The organism is Bacillus cereus group sp. BfR-BA-01522 (assembly GCF_022662635.1).
Lineage (GTDB): Bacteria > Bacillota > Bacilli > Bacillales > Bacillaceae_G > Bacillus_A > Bacillus_A cytotoxicus.
On sequence record NZ_JAKUDY010000004.1, the window covers coordinates 232,674 to 245,514 of the forward strand.

Consider the following 12,841-nt stretch of genomic DNA (forward strand, 5'->3'; position numbering starts at 1 on the left):
AAAAGAGCCCGCCCTAAAAGATTTTTTAGGACGAGCTCTTTCTTATTTCGGTTCGTAAGGTGCTTCATATCCTTTCATTTGCTGCGGGAGCTTCTCGATTGCGACAATGACGCCATCCAACTTATTTTCAATGCGGTGTAGTAAATATAATGTCACAACAATCGGAAACCCTACGTTGCCAATCATCGATATCCATTCTTCCACCTTTTTGTCCCCCTTTCTCTTATATACATAAGTATGTACAAGAAATAGGGGCATAGAAATAACAAATTCCCTTGCATAAGGTTACTTTTCAAATAAAGAAGCAATTTCTTTTGTATAATCTCCCTGTAAAATTCCTTTCTCGGTAATGATTCCCGAAATGAATTCATGAGGCGTTATATCAAATGCTGGATTATATATATGGATTCCAGCCGGGGCAATTTGCTGCCCGTTTATTTTTGTTACTTCTGTTTCATCCCGCTCTTCGATTATGATTTCATTCCCTGTTTTTTTCTTCGTATCAAATGTAGACAACGGAGCAGCGACATAAAAAGGAATTTGATAATGCTTTGCTAATATAGCTAAATTTAAAGTTCCTACTTTATTTGCAGTATCTCCATTTGCCACAATTCGATCCGCCCCCACAATAATAGCAGAGATATTCTTTGTTCGAATTGTATGGGCAGCCATATTATCTGTAATCAGTGTTACATCAACACCAGCTTCCCTCAACTCCCACGTGGTCAAGCGTGCCCCCTGTAAAACAGGTCTTGTTTCACACGCATAAGCATGTAAATGAATTCCTTTTTCTTTTCCGATATAAAATGGTGCTAATGCTGTGCCATAGCGAGCAGTCGCAATACTACCGGCATTACAAATTGTTAAAATACGGTCGCCATCTTGGAAACATGTTAACGCATGTTCTCCAAGACTCCGGCACACTTGTTCATCTTCTTGTTGAATTTGTAGCGCTTCCTCTTCTAATATTTCTCGTGCTATCTTTATCGTTGATACCTCTTCAATTGCAGCTCTCATACGGTCGATAGCCCAAAATAAATTAACTGCTGTCGGGCGCGAAGTCCCTAAATAATTACAGTCTCGATTGAATTTTGTTTTGAATTCCACTATATTTATAGCTTCATATTTTTGAGCAGCTAAAGCTAATCCAAAAGCAGCCGCAATGCCAATCGCTGGTGCTCCTCTTACCTCTAGCATAACAATACTTTTCCAAACATCTTCAATACTTGTTAATGTTTTGTATTCCGCAACATGTGGTAACTTCGTTTGATTCAAAATGGTAATAGAATCACCTTTCCAAATTATCGCTCTTGGAACTGCAACTGTTGTATTCACACCTTTATCCCTCCTTCAGAAACAATATGTTGAAATAATGTTTTGAATACTTGAATGTCTGCCCCCTTTGTTTGATGTAACAATAGACTTCTCCCCAAATATAGAGCCTGTTTTTTTACTTGTATTCTTCTATCTTTCTCAACAATTCCATCTAAATCTACTACATGTGCCAAACCTATCGTTCTACGTATAACTTCACAACCAGCAAATCCAACCGCATCACGAAAAATATGTTGCAGAACAATCGGAAGCCATTGCTTTTCCTTCGTATACGTTTCCACACCCTCCAATATCCAAAGTTTTGTAAATGTATCTACAAAATAGCTCCATGTTTTTTCAATATGAAAAAATACAACTTCTCGTTTCTCTTCTCTTGATAAGGCATTTAATAATAAATTTGCTATAAACTGTCCTAAATCGAATCCAAGCGGGCCGAAAGTTGCAAACTCAGGATCAATGATTTTCGTTTCTTTTGAAGAAGCAAAAATGCTTCCTGTATGTAAATCTCCGTGAATTAATGCTTCCTTTCTCGTTAAAAATTTATATTTATATTGCGCAACTTGCAGTTTTAAATTTTTATCACACCAAAGCTCTTCTATAACAGACTGAAGTTCTCTCTCATAGTCGTTTGTTTCGTAATTTCCAAACGGATCTGTAAACACGAGATCTTCTGTAATTTTACAAAGATCAGGGTTTATAAATTTTCCATCTAGTACTCTTTTTTCTTCGGTATTCAGTCCGAAATCCGAAGTATAAAATAACACTTTCCCTAAAAAACGACCTACATGCTCAGACAATAATGGATACTCTTCTCCTTCAATGAACCCTTTACGTACAATTGTCAAAGATGATAAATCTTCCATCACTATTACAGCCAATTCTTTGTCATGTCCATATACTTTCGGAACAAATTCCGGCACATACTTAGCAAAAATTTGTAATGCCGAACTTTCAATAGTTGCTCTATTAAGCGAAAGCGGCCAACTTTCACCAACTACTTTTGCATATGGAAGTGCTTGCTTTACAATGATTCCTCGCTTCCCGTCATGGAGATGGAATACATAATTTAAATTCCCATCCCCTATTTCTCGGCAAACGATCGTGGCTTCTTTTTCAAAATATCCCTGTTCTTTAACATATTGCACTGCTGTTTCTTCCGTTAATGCATAATATCCCACTATTTCATCCCCCTTTTTAATTCAGAGGTTTCTCAACATAAGAAAAACCTCTTTCCATGAAGAAAGAGGTTTGAAGTGTATCTTCTCCCCTCTTATCTGCCAGAAAATTCATTTTCTGCTGGAATTAGCACCGTGCCTTTTTGGCGCATAAGCGCCCCATTTCACAATGGTATTACGGTCGGTTGCTGGGTTTCATAGGGCCAAATCCCTCCACCTGCTCTTGATAAGAGTTTTGCAACTTATTCGAATGTTTAACTTTCTGATGATGACTATAACAAGAATAAAAATCATTTGTCAATCTTTTTATTTATACAATTCTAAACGGCGATCCATAAAAACAGGAATTCCTCTGCGGACCTCTTCTATCTTTTCTAGCTCTATCTGTCCATAAAGAATGCTCTCTTCTTCTTGTGCCTCTGCGACAATTTTTCCCCATGGGTCAATAATAAGCGAGTGACCACCAAATACGTTATTTGGATCTTTTCCTACTCGATTACAAGCTACGACATAACATTGATTTTCGATTGCTCTCGCTTGCAGTAATAAACGCCAATGCTCAAGGCGAACAAGAGGCCATTCTGCTACTACAAATACTATTTTTGCGCCTTTAGCAGTATGTACGCGTATCCATTCTGGAAAACGAATATCATAGCAAATAACCCCTCCGCACTGAATCTCGTCTAAAGTAAATTCTCCTGTTTCATGTCCTGCTATTAAATACTTATGTTCATTCATTAACTGAAACAAGTGCACTTTGCTATATTCATGTTGTACGTTTCCTTGGCGATCCATAATATACATCGTATTTGTAACACCTTTCTCTGTCTGCTTTGCAACAGAACCACCGACAATGTTCACGCTAAACTCTTTTGCCCATTTTGAAAGCACTTCTTTTGTTTGTTTTCCATCCTTATCTGAAATTTCAGGAAGTCGCTTCAAATCATATCCTGTTGTCCAAAGTTCAGGCAATACGATTACATCTGGGTTCACTTTCATTGCCTCTTCTATTTTTTTCTCTGCGTGCTCTGTATTTAAAGTTACCTCACCAAAAACAATATCCATTTGAATACATGCGACCTTCATTTTTTCAGCCCCGTTCTTTATTTTTTTCTTTACAAAATCTTGGAAAGGATATATTATTTGTCACTAGAATTGTAACAACTTTCAAAAGAGGTGGAAAGTATGAAAGATTTTAAACCTTCCGAGCTTATGACATCACTCCCAACACAATTTTTCGCTTCACTTGTCACAAAAGTTAATAAAGTAATTGAAGCTGGACATGATGTCATCAACTTAGGGCAAGGAAATCCCGATCAACCAACACCGCCGCATATCGTAAAATCTTTACAAAATGCAGCAGAAAAGGTGCTTCATCATAAATATCCACCATTTCGTGGACATAACAGCTTAAAAGAGGCAGTTGCAATCTTTTATGAACGTGAATATGGGGTAAAAATAAATCCAAAAACAGAAGTTGCGATTTTATTTGGTGGAAAAGCGGGATTAGTAGAATTGCCACTTTGTTTTACAAATCCTGGTGAAACGATTCTTGTTCCTGATCCTGGATATCCTGACTATTTATCTGGCATTGCTTTAGCGAAGGCAAAGCTTGAAACAATGCCACTATTAGCAGAGAATCATTTTTTACCGGATTACATGAAAATAAGCGAAGATACTGCCAAGCAGGCAAAATTAATGTTTTTAAATTACCCAAACAATCCAACTGGTGCGATCGCTTCAAAGGAATTCTTTGAAGAAACAGTCCGTTTTGCAAATGAACATAACATTTTAGTTGTTCATGATTTTGCTTATGGAGCTATCGGTTTTGATACAAAAAAACCGGTCAGTTTTCTACAAGCTAGAGGTGCTAAAGATACAGGCATTGAAATTTATACATTATCAAAAACATTTAATATGGCTGGTTGGCGCATCGCATTTGCAGTTGGCAATGAAAGTGTCATTGAAACGATTCATCTACTGCAAGATCATATGTATGTTAGTCTTTTCGGCGCTATTCAGGAAGCTGCTTGCGAAGCATTATTAAGTTCGCAAACTTGTGTAACTGAATTAGTGAACCGCTATGAATCTAGGAGGAACGCTCTTATTTCGGCATGTCATTCCATCGGCTGGAATGTTAAAGCTCCAAAAGGGTCCTTCTTTGCTTGGTTACCAGTTCCAAATGGTTATCATTCTGAACAATTTGCTGATCTATTATTAAATCAAGCGCACGTTGCAGTTGCTCCGGGCATTGGTTTTGGAAAACATGGAGAAGGCTATGTGAGAATTGGCCTCTTACATACTGAAGAACGATTGCAAGAAGCTATTCATCGAATTGGCAAATTAAAAATTTTCAAAAAACCATTGACAACTTAAGTTATCTCTGTCAAAATTCAGATATCAAAAAAATTAAAATATTTCCAAATACTTCTTATCAAGAGCTGGTGGAGGGACGAGCCCGACGAAGCCCGGCAACCGATCTACAAATGTAGACACGGTGCTAATTCTCGCAGCGTTACGCTGACAGATAAGGAGCTGGTTGTAAAAAACCTCTCCTTAGCTGAGAGGTTTTTTTATTTAACTAGGAGGTTATGAAAATGAGCGGAATAATTGCAACATATGTAATCCATGATGATTCTCACAACTTAACAAAAAAAGCAGAGCAGATTGCTCTTGGCTTAACAATTGGTTCATGGACACATTTACCCCACTTATTACAAAAACAATTAAAACAGCATAAAGGCAATGTTGTTCATGTAGAAGAACTCCCGCAACAAGAAGAGGTAAACAACTATCTTGGCAAAAAAGTAACAAAAGGTATAATCAAAATTCAGTATCCATCGTTAAATTTCAGTCCTGATTTACCAGCCATTTTAACGACAGCATTTGGAAAATTATCATTAGATGGAGAAATTAAACTTATCGATCTCACATTCTCAGATGATTTAAAAAGACAGTTCTCTGGACCAAAGTTTGGGATTGAGGAAGTGAGAAAGAGGTTACATGTTCATAATCGTCCACTTTTAATGAGCATTTTTAAAGGAATGATTGGGCGAAATATCGGATATTTAAAGACGCAGCTCCGTGACCAAGCAATTGGCGGAGTGGATATCGTAAAAGATGATGAAATTTTATTCGAAAATGCATTAACACCACTTGAAAAACGGGTTCGTTCAGGAAAAGAAGTGTTGCAATCTGTTTATGAAACGTATGGTCATAGAACTTTATATGCAGTCAATATAACCGGGCGTACTTATGATGTAAAAGAAAACGCGAAACGGGCAGTAAATGCTGGTGCTGATCTTCTGTTGTTTAATGCGTTTGCATATGGATTAGATGTATTACAACTACTAGCGGAAGATCAAGATATCAATGTTCCTATTATGGCTCACCCTGCTATTAGCGGTGCTTATACATCATCAAAATTATACGGCTTTTCCCATTCACTATTACTTGGAAAATTGCTTCGTTATGCTGGTGCAGACTTTTCTTTATTTCCATCTCCATATGGAAATGTTGCGTTAGAAAAAAAAGATGCCCTTCAAATTGCAGAAACATTAACAATCGCAGATTCTCATTTAAAAAGAAGTTTCCCTGTTCCATCAGCTGGCATTCACCCTGGATTTGTTCCATTTATCCTTCGTGACTTTGGAAATGATGTTGTCATTAACGCTGGTGGTGGTATCCATGGTCATCCTAACGGTGCACAAGGCGGAGGCAAAGCATTTCGTGCAGCAATTGATGCCACTTTACAAGGAACGCCATTACATGAAGTGGATGATGCTGACTTACATACCGCACTACAATTATGGGGAAATCCATCGCGTGAGGTGAAAATATGAGCATTCAAATTTTCTGCGACTTTGATGGCACAATTACAAATAGCGACAATATCACTTCTATTATGGAACATTTCGCGCCACCAAAGGCTGAGGAAATAAAGAAACAGATATTAGCTCAAGAGCTTTCGATTCAAGAAGGGGTTGAGCAACTTTTTCATTTATTACCGACCAATCTCCATGACGATATGATTGCATTTTTAAAAAACAACGCAAGTATACGTAGTGGTTTTCAGGAATTTGTACAGTTTATAAATAAAAATGACCTTTCTTTCTATGTCATTTCAGGAGGAATGGATTTCTTTGTGCACCCCCTTTTAGATGGGCTTGTTCCAAAAGAAAAGATTTATTGTAATGAAACTGACTTTTCAAAAGAATACATTGAAGTAAAATGGCCATATCCTTGCGATAAACATTGTAATCATCATTGTGGCCTCTGTAAATCCACGCTGATTCGAAGGCTTAGCTCTCAACAAGATTTTCGCATTGTCATTGGTGATTCTATTACAGATTTGCAAGCAGCTAAGCAAGCTGATAAAGTATTCGCACGTGATTTTCTCATTACAAAGTGCAAAGAATATCATATTCCTTATACACCATTTCATACATTTTATGATATTCAAAACGAGTTGCAGCACTTGGTGGAGGTAAAACTATGAAACAACTTTTTCGTAAGTGGCATACGTTAAGTGAATTAAAAAAAGAATTAACAAATCGAAATTGGTTCCCAGCAACAAGTGGCAATATCTCTATAAAGGTAAGTCATGAACCGCTTACCTTTCTTATTTCAGCTAGTGGAAAAGATAAAACAAAAACAACGCCAGATGACTTTTTATTAGTGGATCATCAAGGAAATCCCGTATTGGAGACGGAATTACGCCCTTCTGCTGAAACCATTTTACATACACATATTTATAACCATACAAATGCTGGCTGTGTTCTACATGTTCATACAACCGATAATAATGTGATTACAAACCTATACGAGAAAGAAGTAATGATTCGAAATCAAGAAATTATAAAAGCACTTAATATTTGGGAAGAAGGAGCAACCATTCATATTCCAATTATTGAAAACTATGCGCACATCCCGCTTCTAGGCGAAGCATTCAAAAAACACATTCAATCAGATTGCGGTGCTGTCTTAATTCGAAATCATGGTATTACAGTATGGGGAAAAGATAGCTTCGATGCAAAGAAAAGGCTGGAAGCATATGAATTTTTATTCCAGTTTCATATAAAATTATTATCCATTCAAGGAGGCGTTTCTAGTGGCGCAAATTCGTATTCATGAAATAAATACTCGCATTGAAAATGAAAAAGAAGTACAGCTGTTTTTGCAAAAAGAAGATGTACTATATGAGAAATGGGACATTTCTAAATTACCTGCGCATTTACAAAATAACTATGCTTTAACTGATGAAAATAAGGAAGAAATTTTAACTTTATTTTCCAACGAAATAGCAGATGTTTCACAGCGCCGTGGTTATAAAGCACATGATATCATTTCTCTTTCAAGTGCAACACCTAATCTGGATGAGTTACTCATTAACTTTAAACAAGAACACCACCATACTGACGATGAAGTTCGCTTCATTGTCAGCGGCCATGGCATTTTTGCTATCCAAGGCAAAGACGGTCGTTTTTTTGATGTTGAACTTGAGCCAGGCGATCTCATTTCTGTACCTGAAAATGTAAGACATTATTTTACTTTACAAGATGATCGCCAAGTTGTAGCCATTCGTATTTTTGTTACAACAGCAGGCTGGGTTCCTATTTACTAAGGGTAGTTAGCTGAATAAAAGGAAGTGGATCCCCTTTTCCCACCTTTTATTCACTCTACATATATACATCCTCCTATGGATCAGGTTTATTACAAATCAAGTAATAAACCTATTTTTTATTTTATCAAGTATCTTTATCAATATTTTTTGAACATTTTTTGAACTTTTTCTGAAAATTCTGTTTAAATTGTGATATAATACCAATAATAGAACTGGAAAGAAAAATATAGATAGAGGGGGAAAATCATGAACTTAATTATGGCACTTATAATTGGGGTTACATGCGGGGCTATTCCTGCCATTCTCGGAGCTATTATGGAGGAATTAGAAATCGGCATGTTAGGTTTTGTCGCATCTTCTGTAAGCGCTTTATTATTTGGTTTATACGGAGCTATTCCTGTATCTATTCTGTTTGCCTTCTACATCGTACGTCATGCTCGTGTAAAACAATTTGCTCCTAATCATGTTGCACAAATTATTCCTTTTCCAATTGAGCGCTCGCGTCGTGCTTCTAATTTATAATCCATTCCTCATCCCATTATCTATTCTAATTTATCCTCCATATTATAAAAACCCCCACCTACCTCTACACGAGACTCTGGTGGGGGTTTTTTATAGAAGTATTTCCTCTCGGACACCGATTCACATATATCCTTTCTAAACACTCTTTTTAACTTTGTTCCGCTTCCTTATAACATTGATAACACATTCATTATGATAAAAAAGATTGTAAGGACAGTTCCCCTTACGATCTTTTTTACAATGTGAAGACTTTTATCTATTATCTTCTAAAAACTGAAATAACTCCTGTAAATGTAATGCATCTTCTCTATAGCTAACAGACACATAACTTACTCCATCAATTTCCGCACTCATATATAAATCAATTCCGTCACGATCATATTTTAACGCTAAATAGAACTCCATCTCTTCTAACATTTTCTTCGAAGTTCGAATAACATAATGCTGATTTTCATCACGACCATATTCAAATTCAGGCTCAAAATCATATTTTTGTTTAAAAGCTTCTTTTTGCTTATCATGAATCGGTATGCAAGTTGCTCTCTGCACTGCATCAATCATTCCATCAAATTTCACTAAATCCATTGATGTTACCCCCTTATATATTTTTTATATAATACCTGTGTTCCACTATTGCTTTCCCCAGCCTCAATTAACTGCTCATATAAATCTTTTGCTAACGATAAACCAGGTACAGATAATTGTAACTTTTCTGCTTCATCTAATGCAATTTTCATATCTTTCATAAAATGTTTTACATAAAAACCTGGTTCAAAATCTCCTTTTAACATACGCGGAGCCAAATTGCTTAAAGACCAACTTCCAGCTGCTCCAGTTGCAATGCTTTGCAATACTTTCTCTGGGTCTAAACCGGCTTTTTGTGCATATGCTACCGCTTCACAAACACCTATCATATTCGATGCAATTGCAATTTGATTACACATCTTTGTATGTTGACCACTCCCAGCTGGCCCTTGCAATTGAATATTTTCACCTAACATGTTAAAAAGCGGGAAACAAACTTCATATACTTCTTGGTCTCCACCAATCATAATAGCAAGTTTCCCTTCCTTTGCACCAATATCTCCTCCTGAGACTGGAGCGTCTAAAGCATATATATTTTTTTCTTTCCCAACTTCATATATCCTTTTGGCTAATGTTGGTGTAGAAGTAGTGAAATCAATCGCAATCATCCCTTCCTTTGCATTTGCTAAAATTCCATCTACTCCAAAATATATTTCTTCTACATCATGTGGATATCCTACCATTGTCATAACAACATCAACATTTTTCACCAAATCTTTCGGCGTACCACACCATTTCGCCCCCTCTCTTACTAAAGAAGTTGCTTTTTCTTTCGTACGATTATACACATATACTGTATAACCACCTTTTAATAAATGATGTACCATGCTTTTTCCCATTACACCTGTTCCAATAAAACCAATTGATGAAATGTTATGCTCCATATTCTCATCCCCTTTGTTCTAATAAATCGCTAACCATTTTTCGGAACTCTTTATTAAAATCATCATCCATACTATTTTTTACATTCGAGAATAAAATAACAAAAATCCCTTTATCTTTATTAAAGTTATTAAATGTATTCCAACCAGCAAGTACGCCGTGATTATGAAAATAATCATTATATATATAGAAACTATATGCGTACTTGCGCTCAGGCGAAGGAGTGAACATCGCTTGTCTACTTTTCTTTGATAGAAGTTTCCCATTTATAATTGCCTCATCTAGCTTTTTCATATCTCCAACAGTCGTATACATCTCACCACATCCATATAACCAATCCATTCCTAATTTTGGTGCAAGTACGAGTAGATTATCTTGCTTTTTATATCCTTTGGCTAAATGCTGCTCTCCGGGCATCGCATTCCCCATCCCAGATTCATGCATTTCAGCTGGTCCAAATATATTCTCTTTTATGTATTCACCTAAAGGCTTTTGGGATATCGTTTCAACAATATAGGCAAGCACCATATAATTATAATCTGTATATCTCCATCCTGTTCCTGCTGGAAATTCTAGCTGTTGACTTCCAATCCAATTCACTAAGTTCAAACGAGATGCAGGATTTACTCGTCCCTTCCCTTTCTCCGGTAAACCGGAAGTATGTGTCAACAAGTGATATAATGTAATATTTTTATCCGCTGGAAATGAAGGGATATATGTATGTACATTATCTTGAATGTTTAATTTCCCTTGCTCTTGAAGCTGTAAAATTGAAGTTGCAACAACAGTTTTTGTGATCGAACCAATGCGGTATTTCGTTTGTGGTGTATTTTCAATTTTCTTTTGAACATCTGCATACCCATAACCCTTGTTTAATATAATATGTTCCTTATCTGTAACAAGAACGGTTCCATTAAAAGCTCTATCTTTTAAATATTGGTCTAATTTTTGCGCGATACTAGCATAATCAATCGGTGACTCCTTCTTTTCTTCTATAGAATCATGCAATTCAGATTGTACAGAAGGAGTCACCTTTGAAGTTAGTAATTTTTGTTCTTTTGGTTCTCTACAAAAATAGTATACACTCCCAAATACGAGAAAACACAGCAAAAACATAATAACTACCTTTTTTATCATTTCAAAACCTCCACGGTTATTCCATTATAAACGATTCCTCTCCTATCTATTATCAAGCAACAAAAAAAATCGCAACACTTTGTTGCGAAAAAATTACATTTTTCCTTTTCTATATATACGAACTTGATTTTTCCCATTTTGTTTCGCCTCATATAACGCAATATCCGCGCGCTGTATGAGTTCTTCTTTCGTTATCCCTTGTTCGTATAATGCAACCCCAAAACTCGCCGTGAGCTTTGAAATACTGGAGAATTGTTTTGTCTCAATAAAAAAACGTAATGATTCAGCAACTTGAAACGCTTCTTTTTCCGTTGTATCGGTTACGAGTATAACAAATTCTTCTCCCCCCCATCGCGCAAACGTATATTTGGAATCAATTTTTGTTTTCACCAGCTCAGCTAACTGAATTAAGGCCAAGTCACCAAAATCATGCCCGTACGTATCATTTACCTTCTTAAAATCATCTATATCAAAGAAAATAAGTGCTATTTTTTGACGATTACGCTGAGCACTTTTCCACACTTCTTCTAATATTTGTTGAAACTTTAAACGATTATATATTTCTGTCAAAGTATCAATTGTAGCAAGACGCTCTTGTTCCTGATATAACTCATCTAATTCTGTAATATCTGTACACTTTACAATAAATCTAGATACATCTTCTGGTAAAGCAGCTGCACGTAATAAAAAAACAAACGCCTCTCCCTTATCATTATACATTTTGATTTTTCTAGCTTGTAATAAAGAATCATCGAGCCAAGTTATGTCATGGTTTGTAGCATAATAACCATGTTCTTGAATAAAATGTTCTGCAAACACGATATGATTTTCACGATAAGCCATCAAATTTTCATATCCAAAAAAGTGCAAAAAATTCGTATTACAATCAATAATTTCATCATCTTCAACAATAAATAACAAATCATTTTGAAAATCAAACATCATTTGCAACAGCTCTTGTTGTAAGCCTAGTTGCTGTAGTAAAGATAATTGATAGAGCCCTCTATTCACTTCTTCTAATACAGCTTGTGGCGTTACTGGGGGGAGAACCATGTTCCGTATCCCTATTTTCAACATATCTACAAATTTTGCTGTCACAGGCTGATCCCAAATTACAATGAAAGCAATCTGCGAATCATATATCCGTTTTATATGTTCGACTTGTATACTATCTGATACATATATGATGACAACTTGTGGCTGAACCCTCTCAAATAATCTCTCCCCTTCTGCAAAACTGCTAGCTATAAACATACATTTAGGATGTACACTTTCTATTGCATGTTGATGTTTACAGCCTTCTTCTATATAAAGTACATTCAACCGCAGATCTTGCAACACATTTTGAAAAACCGTATTCTCTAATAAAAAATGTAGTATGTTTATCACTGTTCTTCACTCACTTCATATATCTTGTTCTACTGAATTCCTCACGATTCTTTTATCTCGCTATTTTAGGACAGTAACAACTTGATGAATGAATTAAGCCCCCTATACAACTTCATTAATGAAATTTCTTACTTTATAGGAAACTGTCATCAAAAGAACCTGATTGGTGAGGTTTAATCGTCAGCAGGACGAA

Annotated in this window: 13 protein-coding genes, 1 pseudogene and 2 riboswitches; of the genes and pseudogenes, 6 read left to right on the forward strand and 8 right to left on the reverse strand. The window is 36.0% G+C overall.

All coding sequences use genetic code 11. The features are described from left to right. Window positions 1-42 precede the first annotated feature (42 nt). From MR059_RS08210 to MR059_RS08225, 4 genes and pseudogenes are all read right to left on the reverse strand, one after another. Window positions 43-204, reverse strand: coding sequence for a YvrJ family protein (locus tag MR059_RS08210; RefSeq protein ID WP_012095188.1), 162 nt, complete (start codon window positions 202-204; stop codon window positions 43-45). Between the two features lie 81 nt (window positions 205-285). Further along, window positions 286-1,335, reverse strand: a complete 1,050-nt coding sequence (gene mtnA, locus MR059_RS08215; RefSeq protein ID WP_012095189.1) for an S-methyl-5-thioribose-1-phosphate isomerase — start codon at window positions 1,333-1,335, stop codon at window positions 286-288. Next, complete coding sequence (mtnK, locus tag MR059_RS08220) at window positions 1,332-2,513, reverse strand: S-methyl-5-thioribose kinase (RefSeq protein WP_012095190.1); 1,182 nt, start codon at window positions 2,511-2,513, stop codon at window positions 1,332-1,334. Before mtnK ends, mtnA begins: the two co-directional genes overlap by 4 nt. A gap of 89 nt (window positions 2,514-2,602) precedes the next feature. After that, window positions 2,603-2,743: riboswitch (SAM riboswitch) on the reverse strand. 73 nt (window positions 2,744-2,816) lie between these two features. Then, a pseudogene (locus MR059_RS08225) lies at window positions 2,817-3,681 on the reverse strand (carbon-nitrogen family hydrolase). A gap of 14 nt (window positions 3,682-3,695) precedes the next feature. Here MR059_RS08225 and MR059_RS08230 point away from each other — a divergent pair. From MR059_RS08230 to MR059_RS08255, 6 genes are all read left to right on the forward strand, one after another. After that, window positions 3,696-4,886: a pyridoxal phosphate-dependent aminotransferase gene (locus MR059_RS08230; protein WP_012095192.1), complete on the forward strand. Its 1,191-nt coding sequence runs from the start codon at window positions 3,696-3,698 to the stop codon at window positions 4,884-4,886. 52 nt (window positions 4,887-4,938) lie between these two features. Beyond that, window positions 4,939-5,044, forward strand: a riboswitch (SAM riboswitch). A 63-nt stretch (window positions 5,045-5,107) separates the two neighbouring features. Continuing rightward, window positions 5,108-6,352, forward strand: a complete 1,245-nt coding sequence (gene mtnW / locus MR059_RS08235) for a 2,3-diketo-5-methylthiopentyl-1-phosphate enolase (protein ID WP_048721800.1) — start codon at window positions 5,108-5,110, stop codon at window positions 6,350-6,352. Then, window positions 6,349-7,008, forward strand: a complete 660-nt coding sequence (locus MR059_RS08240; RefSeq protein ID WP_087095293.1) for a 2-hydroxy-3-keto-5-methylthiopentenyl-1-phosphate phosphatase — start codon at window positions 6,349-6,351, stop codon at window positions 7,006-7,008. Before mtnW ends, MR059_RS08240 begins: the two co-directional genes overlap by 4 nt. Beyond that, window positions 7,005-7,643 carry a methylthioribulose 1-phosphate dehydratase gene (locus tag MR059_RS08245; RefSeq protein ID WP_012095195.1) on the forward strand — a complete coding sequence of 213 codons (639 nt, stop codon included), beginning with the start codon at window positions 7,005-7,007 and terminating at the stop codon, window positions 7,641-7,643. The genes MR059_RS08240 and MR059_RS08245 overlap by 4 nt, the downstream gene beginning before the upstream one ends. After that, the gene (locus tag MR059_RS08250; protein WP_012095196.1) at window positions 7,621-8,133 is read left to right on the forward strand and encodes a 1,2-dihydroxy-3-keto-5-methylthiopentene dioxygenase; all 513 of its coding nucleotides are present in this window, start codon (window positions 7,621-7,623) and stop codon (window positions 8,131-8,133) included. The genes MR059_RS08245 and MR059_RS08250 overlap by 23 nt, the downstream gene beginning before the upstream one ends. Window positions 8,134-8,379: 246 nt before the next feature. Beyond that, window positions 8,380-8,655 (forward strand): hypothetical protein, encoded by a 276-nt coding sequence (locus tag MR059_RS08255; protein WP_012095197.1) that lies wholly within the window; start codon window positions 8,380-8,382, stop codon window positions 8,653-8,655. A 252-nt stretch (window positions 8,656-8,907) separates the two neighbouring features. On the opposite strand, the gene MR059_RS08260 is transcribed toward MR059_RS08255, so the two are convergent. The 4 genes from MR059_RS08260 to MR059_RS08275 all read right to left on the reverse strand — a co-directional run bounded on the left by MR059_RS08260 (window position 8,908) and on the right by MR059_RS08275 (window position 12,645). Beyond that, on the reverse strand, window positions 8,908-9,240 hold the full coding sequence (locus tag MR059_RS08260; protein WP_012095198.1) for a DUF3909 family protein: 333 nt from the start codon (window positions 9,238-9,240) through the stop codon (window positions 8,908-8,910). A gap of 5 nt (window positions 9,241-9,245) precedes the next feature. After that, complete coding sequence (locus tag MR059_RS08265) at window positions 9,246-10,124, reverse strand: NAD(P)-dependent oxidoreductase (RefSeq protein WP_012095199.1); 879 nt, start codon at window positions 10,122-10,124, stop codon at window positions 9,246-9,248. 4 nt (window positions 10,125-10,128) lie between these two features. Next, on the reverse strand, window positions 10,129-11,259 hold the full coding sequence (locus tag MR059_RS08270; RefSeq protein ID WP_242161698.1) for a serine hydrolase domain-containing protein: 1,131 nt from the start codon (window positions 11,257-11,259) through the stop codon (window positions 10,129-10,131). Window positions 11,260-11,352: 93 nt separating this feature from the next. Beyond that, window positions 11,353-12,645 carry a GGDEF domain-containing protein gene (locus MR059_RS08275; RefSeq protein ID WP_041810521.1) on the reverse strand — a complete coding sequence of 431 codons (1,293 nt, stop codon included), beginning with the start codon at window positions 12,643-12,645 and terminating at the stop codon, window positions 11,353-11,355. Window positions 12,646-12,841 lie beyond the last annotated feature (196 nt).